Annotated in this window: 8 protein-coding genes; 4 read left to right on the forward strand and 4 right to left on the reverse strand. The window is 66.7% G+C overall.

Going from position 1 to position 14,725, the window contains the following annotated elements; all coding sequences use genetic code 11:
• Nucleotides 1–3: 3 nt before the first annotated feature.
• Nucleotides 4–1,389 (reverse strand): hypothetical protein, encoded by a 1,386-nt coding sequence (locus tag QQK25_RS06550; protein ID WP_284187210.1) that lies wholly within the window; start codon nucleotides 1,387–1,389, stop codon nucleotides 4–6.
• A 173-nt stretch (nucleotides 1,390–1,562) separates the two neighbouring features.
• On the opposite strand from QQK25_RS06550, the gene tkt reads away from it, so the two are divergent.
• From tkt to QQK25_RS06570, 4 genes are all read left to right on the forward strand, one after another.
• On the forward strand, nucleotides 1,563–3,593 hold the full coding sequence (gene tkt / locus QQK25_RS06555; RefSeq protein WP_284187211.1) for a transketolase: 2,031 nt from the start codon (nucleotides 1,563–1,565) through the stop codon (nucleotides 3,591–3,593).
• A 90-nt stretch (nucleotides 3,594–3,683) separates the two neighbouring features.
• Nucleotides 3,684–4,712, forward strand: coding sequence for a type I glyceraldehyde-3-phosphate dehydrogenase (gene gap / locus QQK25_RS06560; protein ID WP_153159985.1), 1,029 nt, complete (start codon nucleotides 3,684–3,686; stop codon nucleotides 4,710–4,712).
• Nucleotides 4,713–4,778: 66 nt separating this feature from the next.
• The gene (locus QQK25_RS06565) at nucleotides 4,779–5,963 is read left to right on the forward strand and encodes a phosphoglycerate kinase (protein ID WP_153159984.1); all 1,185 of its coding nucleotides are present in this window, start codon (nucleotides 4,779–4,781) and stop codon (nucleotides 5,961–5,963) included.
• Nucleotides 5,964–6,121: 158 nt separating this feature from the next.
• On the forward strand, nucleotides 6,122–7,285 hold the full coding sequence (locus tag QQK25_RS06570) for a diguanylate cyclase domain-containing protein (protein ID WP_284187212.1): 1,164 nt from the start codon (nucleotides 6,122–6,124) through the stop codon (nucleotides 7,283–7,285).
• A 9-nt stretch (nucleotides 7,286–7,294) separates the two neighbouring features.
• Here the strand turns inward: QQK25_RS06570 and QQK25_RS06575 are convergent, their stop codons facing one another.
• From QQK25_RS06575 to QQK25_RS06585, 3 genes are all read right to left on the reverse strand, one after another.
• Entirely contained in the window at nucleotides 7,295–9,013 is a 1,719-nt protein-coding gene (locus tag QQK25_RS06575; protein ID WP_284187213.1) for a tetratricopeptide repeat protein, read from the reverse strand.
• A gap of 291 nt (nucleotides 9,014–9,304) precedes the next feature.
• Nucleotides 9,305–9,964, reverse strand: coding sequence for a PEP-CTERM sorting domain-containing protein (locus QQK25_RS06580; protein ID WP_284187214.1), 660 nt, complete (start codon nucleotides 9,962–9,964; stop codon nucleotides 9,305–9,307).
• Nucleotides 9,965–10,056: 92 nt separating this feature from the next.
• Nucleotides 10,057–14,725: SdrD B-like domain-containing protein (locus QQK25_RS06585; protein ID WP_284187215.1), on the reverse strand; the 4,669-nt coding region annotated here is incomplete at its 5' end.

Below are 14,725 nucleotides of genomic sequence, written 5' to 3' on the forward strand. Positions count from 1 at the left end.
GACTCATTCGTCGCCCGATTCGAGGGGCATTCTCAGCATGGCATCGATCAGGCCGGTCTGGCCAAGGCCCGACGGCGGCTTGATCTCCTCGCTGTCCGAGGCGAGCGCCATGCCGCCGATTTCGTCGGAGGCGCTGGGCAGATCGGAGAGCTTCAAGGTAAACGCCTCCAGCGACGCGCCCTTGAGGACGGCCGCGAGCATTTCTTCACGCTGGGTCTGGCGGGCGAGGTTCACGAACTTGGCCAGCCGCTCTTCATCCAGCACAAAGACGTTGCTGATGCGGTTCTGGTCGAGGAGCTTCTGATGCAGGGTTGCGCCGGCCAGCGGGTCGCCGCCAAGCTTGCCGATGCGGTCGTAGGCCCAGCGGTCGGCGTCGTCGAAAGCGGTGGTGGCCACCCACGACAGGCTCGACACCGCCATCCCCATCCGCGCCATGAAGGTGTCCCGCAGCACATTGCCAGCCTGGCGGCCGACCGACTTCACCACTTCCTCACCAATCTTCTGGACGTAATCCTGGGCGGCCTGTTCGGCCAGCTTCCTGGCGGCCTCCTGCAGCGCCTGCTTGGCGACCGCTTCGGATGCCGATTTGGCGGCCGCCGCAGCCGCCGCCTGGGCTGCCTGGTTGGCCGCCACCTTGGCGGCCTGTGCCGCGGCGTTGAGGCCGGTGGCAAGGGACGCGATCTCGAACAGCGTGGAGACGATCTCCTTGCTGTAGTGATACGTCTTCATCCGCGCACCGCCCTCTTCCGACAGGCCCTGGGTCCACAGCACCATCCACAGGGCTTCGTCGGGGGTGATCTGGGGGCCGAAGATCTCCAGCGGATGGATGCTCATCAGCCAGTGAAAATCCTGGTAGCCAGGCGTCACCGGCGGCGCCAGCCGGGCATAGCCACGGCACACTTGCAGGGGCTTGATGGTCACCGTCTTGCCGGCAGCCGTCCTGATGGGGAAAGGCTCGCCGTCGTCGCGCAGTTCGGCGAGCTCGGCGAGCATCTTGTTGGCGTCGTTCTTCTTGTAGCCCTTGATCTCGACGATCTTGTCGCCGGGCGCAAGGCCGATGTCCGGCGCGGCTGCCACCACCGTGAGCCGCTCATCCACCTGCAGCGCGCGCACCCACGCCACCCGGTCGTCCTCTTCCCACTCGTAGCTCGTCGCCACGCTGAAGGGCAGCTCCCACTGGTGGCTGCAGTCCGGGTCCTTGAGGGCCGCGGAGCGCACGATGGCCGGACGCAGCGCACGCTCGCCGTGGCCCAGGGCACGCAGGTTGCCCAGCAGCGTCTCATTGACCTTGCGGCCATCGTCAACGGTGTATTTCATGCCGCCGCAACCGCCCAGCAGCAGGGCGACAAGGACGACGACCAGGGAGGTCCAGCGGGAGAGCAGACGCATCGGCAGGCGCGATGTAAGAAAATGTAAGGCGTACGGGATTATGCCGGAGTTTTTCCATCCCGGCCGTGACGGGCCCAACAGGCGGATTCAAGCCGCCAAGGCTACCCAAGCCCCGGGAAATCAAAGATAATTGCGGTCTTTGCGCGCCGCTCTCCCCGGCCGAAGGTTCCCAGATGTCTTCTTCGCGTAATGTCAAGCCGCCCGTCTTCAACCCCCTGACTGGCGCGATTCGCGCGCTGGCCATGGACGCCGTCCAGAAGGCCAACTCCGGCCACCCTGGTGCCCCGATGGGCATGGCCGAGATCGCCGAAGTCCTGTGGCGCCGCCATCTGCGCCACAACCCGGCAAATCCCAAGTGGGCCGACCGCGACCGCTTCGTCCAGTCCAACGGCCACGGCTCGATGCTGATCTACGCCCTGCTGCACCTCACCGGCTACGATCTGTCGATCGACGACCTGAAGAACTTCCGCCAGCTGCACAGCAAGACCCCGGGCCACCCGGAAGTCGGCTACACCCCCGGCGTCGAGACCACCACCGGCCCGCTGGGCCAGGGCATCACCAACGCGGTGGGCATGGCGCTGGCCGAGAAGATCCTCGCCGCCGACTTCAACCGTCCCGGCCACACCGTCGTCGATCACCACACCTACGTCTTCCTGGGCGACGGCTGCCTGATGGAAGGCATCTCCCACGAAGCCTGCTCGCTCGCCGGCACCTGGGGCCTGGGCAAGCTGATCGCCTTCTACGACGACAACAACATCTCCATCGACGGCCACGTCGAGGGCTGGTTCACCGACGACACCCCGAAGCGCTTCGAAGCCTACGGCTGGCACGTGGTGCGTGACGTCCAGGGCCACGACCCGGTCGCCATCGAGGCCGCCCTGAAGGCCGCCCAGGCCGAGACCGGCCGCCCGAGCCTGATCTGCTGCAAGACCATCATCGGCGCCGGCAGCCCCAACAAGCAGGACAGCCACGACGTCCACGGTGCCCCGCTGGGTGCCGCCGAAATCGAAGCCGCCCGCGCCTACATCGGCTGGAACCACCCGCCCTTCGAGATCCCGGCGGATGTTTACGAAGCCTGGGATGCCCGCACCAAGGGCGCCGCGCTCGAGGCCGACTGGAACACCCGCTTCGCCGCCTACGCCGCCGAGTTCCCCGAGCTCGCCGCCGAGTTCACCCGCCGCATGACCGGTGAGCTGCCCGCCGACTGGGCTGCCCACGTGGATGCGGTGCTCGCCAAGGTCACTGAAAAGGGCGAGACCATCGCCACCCGCAAGGCCAGCCAGAACAGCATCGAAGCCTTCGCGCCCAAGCTGCCCGAGCTCCTCGGCGGCTCGGCCGACCTGGCCGGCTCCAACCTGACCCTGTGGTCCGGCGCCAAGGGCGTCTCCCGCACCACCGGCGGCAACTACGTCTACTACGGCGTGCGCGAGTTCGGCATGGCGGCCATCGCCAACGGCATCGCGCTGCACGGCGGTCTGGTGCCCTACACCGCCACCTTCCTGATGTTCAGCGAATACGCCCGCAACGCCCTGCGCATGGCAGCGCTGATGAAGGTGCGCCAGATCTTCGTGTTCACCCACGATTCGATCGGCCTCGGCGAAGACGGCCCGACCCACCAGCCGGTCGAGCAGACCGCCTCCCTGCGCCTGATCCCCAACATGGACGTCTGGCGCCCCTGCGACACCACCGAATCGGCAGTCGCCTGGGCGGCGTCGATCGAGCGCGCCACCGGCCCCAGCTCGCTGGCCTTCTCGCGCCAGAACCTGCCCTTCCAGCCGCGCAGCAGCCAGCAGGTGGCCGACATCCGCCGCGGCGGTTACGTGTTGTCCGAAGCGGGCACTGTGTCACAGCCGGTTTCGCCGCAAGCCGTTATCATAGCGACCGGATCCGAGGTCGCCCTCGCCATGGCCGCCCAGAAGCAGCTCGCAGACGAAGGCGTGGCCGTGCGCGTGGTGTCGATGCCCAGCACCAACGTCTTCGACCGCCAGGACGCCGCCTACCGCGACGCCGTGCTGCCGAAGGGCCTGCCCCGCGTCGCCGTGGAAGCCGGCGTCACCGACGGCTGGCGCAAGTACGTGGGCCTCGAGGGCGAGGTCATCGGCCTCGACCGCTTCGGCGAATCGGCCCCGGCCGGCGAACTGTTCAAGTATTTCGGCATCACCGCCGAGGCAGTGGTCGCCGCCGTGAAGAAGGTGCTCGCCTGATCCAGGCGGGCCACAATACAGGCGCGGCGCCCCCGGGCGCCGCAAGCAACATGATTTCGGTTTCGTGTAATTAACTAGGGAGAAGGCTCGATGAGCATCAAAGTTGCCATCAATGGTTTCGGTCGTATCGGTCGCTGCACGCTGCGCGCCATTTACGAGCAAGGTCTGCAGAACGAATTCGAAGTGGTCGCCATCAACGCCTCCGGCGATCTGGCCACCAACGCCCACCTGCTCAAGTACGACACCACCCACGGCCGCTTTGCGACCTCCGTCGAAACCGAAGGCGACAACGTCATCATCATCGACGGCAAGAAGATCCCGTTCTACTCCACCAAGGATCCGAAGGGCGTCAACTGGGGTTCCCACGGCGTGGACGTGCTGCTCGAGTGCACCGGCGCCTACACCACCAAGGCCAAGGCCCAGGCGCTGCTCGACCAGGGCGCCAAGCGCGTGCTGATCTCCGCCCCGGGCGGTGACGACGTGGACACCACCATCGTCATGGGCGTCAACGAAGAAGCGCTGCGTGCCGACATGACCGTCGTCTCCAACGCCTCCTGCACCACCAACTGCCTGGCCCCGGTCGCCAAGATCCTGGCCGACAGCGTCGGCATCAAGCAGGGCCTGATGACCACCATCCACGCCTACACCAACGACCAGGTGACCGTGGACGTCCGCCACAAGGATCTGCGCCGCGCCCGCGCCGCTGCCGCCAACATCATCCCGACCAAGACCGGCGCCGCCAAGGCCGTCGGCCTGGTGCTGCCGCAGCTGGTTGGCAAGGTCGATGGCTTCGCCCTGCGCGTCCCGACCATCAACGTCTCGCTGGTCGACCTGACCTTCACCGCCGAGCGCGCCACCACCAAGGAAGAAATCAACGCGCTGATGACCGCCGCGGCCAACGGCCCGCTGAAGGGCATCCTGGCCGTCAACAACGAGCCGCTGGTCTCCTCCGACTTCAACCACACCACCGTCTCCTCCACCTTCGACGCCACCCAGACCCGCGTCATCAAGGGTGAAGACGGCTCCGTGCTGGTCAAGGTGCTGGCCTGGTACGACAACGAGTGGGGCTACTCCTGCCGCATGCTCGACGCGGCCCGCGCCTACGTCAACGCCAAGTAAGCCTGTTGTTTCGACGCCCCGCCTGCGCGGGGCGTTTTTCATTCCGAAGCCTCGAAGAACATCATCATGCAAGTCAAGAAACTCACCGATCTCGACGTCAAGGGCAAGCGTGTCTTCATCCGTGCCGACCTGAACGTGCCCCAGGACGACGCCGGCAACATCACCGAAGACACCCGCATCCGCGCCTCCATCCCGTCCATCAAGTACGCCGTCGAAGGCGGCGCCGCGGTCATGGTCACCTCCCACCTGGGTCGTCCGACCGAGGGCGAGCTGAAGGCCGACGACACCCTCGCGCCGGTCGCCGTGCGCCTGGGCCAGCTGCTGGGCAAGCCCGTGCGCCTGATCCAGAACTGGGTCGACGGTGGCTTCGAAGTCGCCGCCGGCGAAGTCGTGCTGCTCGAAAACTGCCGTTGCAACAAGGGCGAGAAGAAGGACAACGAAGAGCTCGCCAAGAAGATGGCCGCCCTGTGCGACATCTACGTGAACGACGCCTTCGGCACCGCCCACCGCGCCGAAGCCACCACCCACGGCATCGCCCGCTTCGCCCCCGTGGCCTGCGCCGGCATCCTGATGGGCGCCGAGATCGACGCGCTGGGCAAGGCCCTGGGCAACCCGGCCCGCCCGCTGGTCGCCATCGTCGGCGGCTCCAAGGTGTCGTCCAAACTCACCATCCTCAAGTCGCTGGCCGACAAGGTGGACCAGCTGATCGTCGGCGGCGGCATCGCCAACACCTTCCTGCTGGCCTCCGGCAAGCGCATCGGCGAATCCCTGGCCGAGCCCGACCTGGTCAAGGAAGCCCACGCGATCATGGACATCATGAAGGAACGCGGCGCCGAAGTGCCCCTGCCGACCGACGTGGTGGTGGCCGACGAAGTCTCCGCCCTGGCCCGCGCCAACAAGATCTCCGTCGATGACGTGGCCGCCCACGACCGCATCCTCGACATCGGCCCGAAGAGCGCCGCGCGCCTGGGCGAGATCATCGCCAACGCCGGCACCATCGTCTGGAACGGCCCGGTCGGCGTGTTCGAGCTGCCCCAGTTCGCCGGCGGCACCAAGATGATGGCCTCGGCCATCGCCCACTCCGAAGCCTTCTCCATCGCCGGCGGCGGCGACACCCTGGCGGCCATCGCCAAGTTCCACATCGCCGACGACGTGGGCTACATCTCCACCGGCGGCGGCGCCTTCCTCGAGTTCCTCGAAGGCAAGACCCTGCCGGCCATCGCGGCCCTCGAAGAGCGCTACAAGGACTGATCCGGCCCGGCCGGCTCACCCTTTTCCAGACGGCCTTCGGGCCGTTTGGCATTTTTGGGGGCAGCGCCCCTACACGGGCGGGGCTTTCGCGCCGATAATCAGTTCATCGTCCTGCTGCCCCGCCGTCGCCGCCAAGCCGGCGTGGCGTTACCGCGCCCATGCCGATCCCGGTCAGTGCCCTGATAGGTTCGCCCCGTCGACTCATCACCGCCATCGTGATGTTTGTCGTGCTGGATCTCAGCGTGCTGATGATCAACCTGTGGCTGGCCAACCAGATCGCCCAGGATGCCGTGGCGATCAACCTGGCCGGGCGTCAGCGGATGCTCTCCCAGCAGACCACCAAGGCGCTGCTCCTCACCACCCGCGCCACCACCCCGCAAGACGTCAACGCCGCCGCCCAGGAGGTGGATCTCGCCTTCGGGCTGTTCGAGCGCACCTTGTCGGCCTTTGCCGACGGCGGCCAGACCACCGGGGGCGACGATGCGCCGGTCATCCTGCAGGCCGTGGAGGGCGAGGCCGCCGAGGTCGTGGCCCGGGCCCGAAAGCTCATCACGCCGCTGCGTGGCTACCTGCCCGCCGCATCCTCCGCACAGGAGGGGCGCGCCTATACCGCAGCGGCCGACTACATGGTGGGCAACAACCGGGAGATCCTGGCGCTGATGAACAGGCTCACCACCGCCCTCGAACACGACTCGGTGCGCCGCTCGCGGGATCTGCGGGCGATCCAGACCGGCGCCTTCGTGCTGGCGCTGGGCAATTTCCTGGTGATCGTGCTGGGGATGCTGCGCCGGCACCGGCAGATGGAGAAGGAGAGCGAACGCTGGCGCGAGATGGCCCGCCATGATCCGCTGACCGGCCTCGCCAACCGCAAGGCCTTCACCGAAACCGGGCTGGGCATCCTGGCCCGTGCGCGGGTCGACGGCTCGGCCGGCGCGGTGCTGGTGATCGACCTGGATGGCTTCAAGCCGATCAACGACCGCTTCGGCCACGCCACCGGCGACCAGGTGCTGGTGCAGCTGGCGGCACGCCTGGAATCCACCGCCCGCACCACCGACCTGGTGGCCCGGCTGGGAGGCGACGAGTTCGCGATCCTGTGCCCCAACCTCCACGACCCGGAGCACATCGGACAGTTCTGCAACCGGCTGGTGGCCGCCATTGGCGACATTCCGGACGAGGTCTGCCCGGGCAACGCCCTCGGAGCCAGCATCGGCATCGCCACCTACCCGAAGGATGGTTACGACCTGCACCACATTCTCGGCCAGGCCGACCGGGCGATGTACGCCGCCAAGCAGGCCGGCGGGAGCCGCTGGATGCTGCTCTGAGGGGCGACTTTACTGCTGGGCTTCGCGGCGAATCTTCCAGTCGCTGCCGTCCTTCACCCACTCCAGGCGCTTGCGGCCGGCGTCGCTGTAGTTACCCGACTGGTAGCGCTGCTCGAAGGTGACCACCACCACATTGCCTTCCAGCTTGAAGCTGGGGGCATCCACCTGGACGCGGATGTCGCCCTTCTTGTCGAGCTTCACCCGGCGGTCGGCCTCCCAGGCGCTGCGGGCGCGCTTGTCGGCGGGCACGAAGTCGGCGCCATAGAAAGCCAGATAGCGGTTGGTGTCCTTGGCCTCCCAGGCCTGCCGCCAGGATTCCAGACGGCTCGCGACGGCCTTGGTCGCATCGGCATCGACTGCGGCCGGTTTCGCCGCCGGAGCCGGCACAGGCGCCGGAGCAACGGCTGGCGCGGCCTTCGGGGCGCTCGCCACCAGGGCGGGCGCGGGGGCTGGCACGGGTGCCGGTGCAGGGGCCGCCACGGCAGCCGCGGGCTTGACCGGCGCGGCCGGCGCGCTGGTGGTCGCAACGGTCTGGTTGGAACCGAGCATGGTGTGATGCTGGCGCAAGGTCAGGTTGCCGGGCTCCAGGGCCAGGCCCTTCTCGAAGGCCTGACGGGCGGCCTTCGAGTCGTTGCGGGCCAGGTAGACCACACCCAGGGTGTCGTAGAGGCTGGCCCGGTTGCCGTCCTTGGCCACCGCACGTTCGGCGAGCTTGAGGGCTTCGTCCAGCTTCACCTTCTGGCTGGCCAGCACGAAGGCCAGATTGTTCATGATGCGCACATCTTCGGGGTCGATCTTCAGGGCTTCCCGGTAGGCGGCTTCGGCCTCGGGCAGACGCTTCATCTTTTCAAACGCGATGCCGCGCAGGGCGTGGGGGTAGGCACTCCGGGGCGCCAACGCGCTGGCGCGGGTATACGCCTCGATGGCCTGGTCGCCCTTTCCGAGGGCCAGGAGGGCGTCGCCGCGGCCGATCATGGCGCCGGCAAAATCCTTGCGCAGCACGAGCGCCTTGTCGAAGGCGGCGAGCGCCCGGTCGGCCTGACTCAGGCGCAGGGCCACGAGGCCCTGGGCGTGGAGCGCGAAGGGGTTGTTCGGATCACGGCGGACGGCCTCGTCGAGCACCCGGGAGGCTTCCTCGATCTTGCCGTCGGCCGACAGGGCGAGGCCGAGCCCCAGGTGGGCTGCGGCCATCTCGGGGTGCTGCTTGAGCACGTCCCGCAGCACCGCGGCGGCCTGGGCCGGCTTCTTGAGTTTTTCGAGATATAGCGCGGCGAGGTCCAGCTTGAGCTGCACGAGGCCGGGCTGGCCGGCGATCGCGGCGCGGTAGCTCTCCTCCGCCTCGGTCGTGAGGCCGAGTTCCACCAGCAGCTTGGCCTGGGCCTGCAGCACATTGGCCTGACCGGGCGCCATGGCCACGGCGCTGCTCATCCAGTCCCGGGCCAGCTTCGACTTGCCTGCTGCGTGGGTTGCAGCGGCCAGCCCGAGCATGGCCTCGACGGAGCGGGGATTGAGCTTGTAAGCGTCGCCGAAATGTTTTTCGGCCTGCTCGAACTGACGGGCGGCGAGTGCCTGCTGCCCCTTGTTGAGCGCCTCGAGATCGGACCGACCGGGGGCTGCCGTGAGCGGGTTCTGGGGCGTGGTGAGGAGCACTTCGGCGCTGGCGGTCGCCGCCAGCATGGTCAGGCCTGCACCAATCAGAACGGCAGAAAGGGAACGGGTTCGATACATGACAACCTCGGGTGCGAATGGCGGGGTGCGGAACCGGACATTCACGGTTCACGGACGTTCGGCAGACGATAGCCGAGGCCCGCGCCCCGGACGAATGCATACGTCACGGCCTGCAGCAGGCCACGCCGACTGTTTGGGGACGATCGAGATTTAATTGGTGACAGCGCGGGTCGATGCCTCCCGGCTGCTGCCAGAAAAGGCGAAAAGGGGGCGAGCCCCCTTTTCGCGATACCGTTACCGGCCCTGCTTCGGCGAGGTGACGCGGCACGCCCGCACCACCTCGGTCCGCAATCAGGACTTGCGGCGACGGACGAGCGACAGACCGGCCAGGCCCAGGGCGCCCAGCGCCATGCTGGTGGGCTCAGGGATCTTGGCTTCGATGATGTCCTGGCTCAGGGCGTTGCCCCAGTTGGTCAGCTTGTAGCTGGCGGTGGCGGGGTCACCATCAGCCAGGGCGGTCAGGTAGATCCAGGCCTGGTCGAGGGCTTCGCTCTCGGTCACGGAGCCGGTCTTGCCAGCCCAGTTCTGCAGGGCGCCACCGAACAGGTCGCCGTCATCCAGGGCTTCCCACAGGGCGATCTGGAAACCGGCGACTTCAACGGCGCTGGTCGGGTTCACCAGGCTGAAGCTCTGGTTGTAGAGGGTCTGCACGGCAGCCGGCACGGCGCCGGAGGGGCTGAACTCGAGGCCGGTGGTCACGGCATCGACGGAGACGCCCTGCAGCAGCTCCGAGCAGAAGGCCAGGAAGGAGCCGCCGGTGGTCTGGTTGGCGACGTTGAAGACGCCGGTTTCAACGCTCTTCGACAGGCCGGAGACGTCCACCGTGAAGGCCAGCAGGGTGTTCACGTCCTGGTCCAGCAGCAGGGAGTCGGCGTGGGCGGAAGCGCTGGCCATCAGGCCGGCGGCGGCGAAGGCCAGGGCAGCCTTCTTCATGTTGGAGATTTGCATCATTTACTCGCTCCTACGTTAAAAAAGTGATTTCGGGTGTTGCTTGATTCAGATGCCTGGCCGGCCGGGCGAACCCGGCCGGGACAAGGCGTTTCTTAGGCTGCAGCCAGGGCGTACTGCTGCTCTTCGTAGAGCTGGCTGAGCTGGCCGAGGGCGGCCACGGCGTTGTCGCTGACGGTCACCGCCACCGAGGCGCCAGCCACGTCACCGGCAGCCGCGGGGACACCGAGGACGCTGTCGAGGCTGACATCGGTGCTCAGCAGGTCGGCCATGGACGGCAGGGAACCGCCGGCCTGGGCCACTTCGGTGGCATCGACGTTGAAATACACGTCGGTCATGTCCACCGACTTGCCGTCGGCCAGGGTCGCAGCACTGCGTTCGAGGTGCAGGTTGCCCTGCTCATCGACCGCGGGCAGTGCGAAGTACGACACCTTGAGGCTGGCAACACCGGCCTCGGTCAGGCTCATCAGCTCGCCGGCATCGGTCTGCTGGTTGCCATTGGCGTCGCGCCAGACCGTCAGATTGGCGAACTGGGCATCGTTGGCATCGACCACGCCGTCGCCGTTGCTGTCGAAGGACGCCAGCTTGGCGAAGCCCTGGCCGGCGCCGTTGCCGCCGAACAGTTCGTGGATGTTGTCGATCTTGCCGTTGCCGTTGGTGTCGATCGCCAGGAAGGCGTCGCCGCTGGACAGCCAGCCGGATTGGATGGCCGAACCGTTGCCGATCAGGTCAAACGTGCCGTTGGTGTTTTCGCGGGCCACGGTCTGGATGCCGTTGCCGTCCAGGTCGATCACGATCGGGCAGATGCCGCCGTCACGGCTGCTGTCGTACTGACCGGAGACCAGGGTGAACTTGTCGGTGTTGCCCTGGTTGTAGTACGTCGAGGACACACGGGCGACATCGCTGTCGGTCGTGTCGTAGGCGTTGCTGCCGACGTCCTTCGTGGTCCACTGGTAGCCAGAGGAGGACACGTTCTGGGTCTTGGCGTTGCCGAACCAGTCGTAGTACCCGGTGTAGTAGTAGGCGTTGGTCTTGTCGAACGACAGGCTGTACTGGCCCGGATCCAGGTTGGTGAACTTGTAGTTACCAGCCGAATCCGTGCAGGTGGTGGCGATCACCGCGCCGGCGCTGTTGAGCAGCTTGACGGTGACGTTGGCCACGCCGCATTCGCCGCTGTCCTGGATGCCGTCGTTGTCGCTGTCCAGCCAGACCTTGTCGCCAACGCTGGCCTTGCGGTACAGGCCCGCGTCCACCTTCAGGAGGGACTGGCCCGCCGCGAGGTCGATGGTGCCGGTGTAGCCCGAGCTGTTGATGGCGCTGTCGGTGCCGTTCCAGCCGGCCTGATCCTGCTTGGTGACGTAGTAGCCGGTCGGGGCCACCACCTGCACCTTGTACTGACCAGCCGCGAGGTTGCTGAACAGGTAGTTGCCGTAGGCGTCGGTCGTGGCGGTGGCCACCACGGAGCCGGCGCTGTTGAGCAGCTTGACGGTCACGCCCTTGACGCCCGCTTCACCGGAATCCTGGATGCCGTTGAAGTTCTTGTCTTCCCACACCCGGTCGCCGATGCTGGCCGTGGCGGCGCTCGGCTTGTAGAAGCCGGCATCGACGGTCAGGTTGTTGCTGCCCTGGGTCAGGGTGTAGAGCCCGGTGGTGCCGGTCGAGTCGATGTCACTGTCGGTGGCATCGTTGCCGCCAGCATCCTTGGAGGTGATGGCGTAGCCGTTGGGGGTGACGACCTGGATCTTGTAGTCGCCCGCAGCCAGCTTCTCGAACAGGTAGCTGCCGTTCGCGTCGGTGGTGGTCGTGGCGATCACCGAGCCGGCGCCGTTGAGCAGCTTGACGGTCACGCCGGAGATGCCGGCTTCGCCCGCATCCTGCACGCCGTTCATGTTGGCGTCGTTCCACACCTTGTCGCCGATGGAGACGTCGGTCGCGCAGAAGGCGTTCGGGGTGCTGACCACGACTTGCTGGATCTTGAAGTAGTCGTCGGTCTCGCCCGGATTGGCCGCGACGATCAGCACGTTGCCTGCCACGCCGCCGGCATTGAGCTCGGCCCAGCGGGCAGAGGTCAGGGTGCTGGCGCTCACCTCGGTGAAGCCCATGCTGGTGAGCACGGCGTCGCTGAGGGTGATGTGGCTGTCGAAGGCGCCATTGACGGTGCCGACCCACACCTTGGCATCGCTGTCGCCGACCACGTAGCCCAGGTAAGCCTTGTCCACCACCACGGTCTGGGAGAACTCGAACAGCACGTAGTTGTCGCGGGTGCCGTTGTTGTCCACCGTGTGGGTGCTGCCGGAGCCGGTGCCTTCGCTGCTGTCGGTCACACCCAGGCCACCGCCGTAGGCGCCGAGGTAGGCCTTGGCCCACGCACCGGTCGCCTTGTCACGGCTGAAGGCGCTGGCGTTCACCGAGATGCCGTTGTTGCTGTAGCACAGGAGGTTGCCATCGGTGCCGTCGGTCGCGGTGTTGCCGGTGAAGTCGAAGGTGGCGGTAACCGCCTTCACGGTCAGGCCGGCGTCCCAGGTCAGGTCGTTCTCACCGGATTCCAGAACGGTCTGGATGGTGGTGCCGACCGTGCCGCCGCCGTTGATGGTGACCAGACTGACGTTGTCGATGATGCCGCCAACGCTGTCGTCGTCGCCGGATTGCTCACGGAACTCCAGGCGGCTACTGGCATCGGCCGCAGTCACGGTGAAGGTGTACTTGGTGAGCGCGGTGGAGGTCGGATCGATGGTGGCGATCTTCACCCCTTCCCAGAACACTTCCACGGTGTTGGTGGAAGCGGCGTAGCCGGCACGCTGGGCCACATCGACGGAGAGCTGGTAGCTCTGGCCGGCGACGGTGGTGACATCCTGGTAGAAGCCGGTGACGGTGCCGGTGCAGTTGGCATCGAGCTCGGCCACCATGGCGCCGGTCACGGCGGAGACGCCGTAGGCACCTGCGGTGTTGATCTCGATGGAATCCCCGTAACCGCACCAGCCGGTGGTGCCGTTCTCGAAGCTGCCATTGACGATCAGGTTGGTGGTGCCCAGCACGGTGCCGGCACCGACATCGGAGTCGATCGCATCATTGGTACCCACATCCTTGGTCGTGAAGGTGTAGCCGGCGGGGGCCACGAACTGCACGGAGTAGGTGCCCGGCATCAGGTCCTTGAAGACGTAGTTGCCGTTGATGTCGGTCAGGGTGGTGGCGACCACGTTGCCGCTGGCGTCCAGCAGCTTGACGGTGATGCCCGGCACACCCGCTTCGCCCGCATCCTGCAGACCGTTGTTGTTGCAGTCGGCCCACACCTTGTCGCCGATGGAAGCCTTCTGGTACAGGCCCGCATCCCACGACAGGTCGTTCTCGTTGGCCGAGAGGGTCGTCGTGATGGTCTTGCCGGTGGTCGGATCGAAGTCGCTGTCGGTGGCGTCGTTGCCGCCCTGGTCCTTGGCGCTGATGAAGTAGCCGGTCGGCGCCACCACCTGGGCCGAGTAGTCACCCGGGGTCAGGTTGTTGAACAGGTAGTTGCCGTTGGCGTCGGTGGTGGTGGTCGCGACCACGGAACCGGCGCTGTTGAGCAGCTTCACGGTGACGCCGGAGAGACCGGCTTCGCCCGCGTCCTGAACACCGTTGGCGTTCTTGTCCAGCCACACCTTGTCGCCGTAGGAGGCGGTCGGCGCAACCAGGCCAGCGTCCCAGCTCAGGTCGTTTTCACCGGAGTCGAGGGTCGTCAGCACGGTCTTGCCGGTGGTGGCATCCACGTCGCTGTCGGTCAGGTCGGTGGCGGCGGCGGCATCCTTCGTGGTGAAGGTGTAGCCAGCCGGTGCAACAACCTGGACGGCGTAGCTGCCCGGGGTGAGGTTGCTGAACAGGTAGTTGCCGTTGGCGTCGGTGGTGGCGGTCGCAACCACAGAGCCGGCGGCGTTGAGCAGCTTCACGGTCACGCCCGAAACGCCGGCTTCGCCTGCGTCCTGCACGCCGTTCTTGTTGCTGTCGAGCCAGACCTTGTCACCCAGCGAGGCGGTCTTGTAGATGCCCGCATCCCAGGAGAGGTCGGTTTCGCCGGCGCTGAGGGTGGTGTTGATGGTCTTGCCGGTGGTCGGATCGATGTCGCTGTCGGTGGCGTCGTTGCCCCCCTGATCCTTGCCGGTCACCACGTAGCCAGCCGGCGCCGTCACCTGGATCGCGTAGTCGCCCGGGGCGAGGCTGCTGAACAGGTAGTTGCCGTTGGCGTCGGTGGCGGTGGTGGATACCACGTTGCCGGTGCTGTCCAGCAGCTTCACGGTCACGCCGGAGACACCGGCTTCGCCCGCGTCCTGCACGCCGTTGGCGTTGGTGTCGAGCCACACCTTGTCACCGATGGCGGCGGTGCGCTCATCGACGAAGTCGTTGCCGGTGCTGGACTGGCCCGGGGTCAGCGTCACGGAGATGCTGTTCGGGTTGCCGCCATCCTTGTCGGATACGTCGATGTAGCCGGTCTTGTTGGTCTCGACCACGTTGTACGAACCCGCCGGCACGTTCGTGAAGACATAGTTGCCATTCACGTCGGTGGTGGTGGTCGCGATGATGGCGCCAGTGGTCGGGTTGACCAGGGCAACAGTCACGCCGGCAATGGGGGCATCGCCAGTGTTGTTGTTGTCCAGATCCTCACGCACGGTGCCGCTGATGTTGCCGGTGTTGGCCACGATGCCGGCGTCCCAGCTGCGGTCGGACTCGCCGGAGTCGAGCACGGTCTGGATGGTCTTGCCGGTGGTGGTGTCGGCGTCGCTGTCGGCGCTGTCG

It is taken from the genome of Zoogloea oryzae (genome assembly GCF_030161255.1).
In the GTDB taxonomy this organism is placed as follows: Bacteria; Pseudomonadota; Gammaproteobacteria; order Burkholderiales; family Rhodocyclaceae; genus Zoogloea; species Zoogloea oryzae.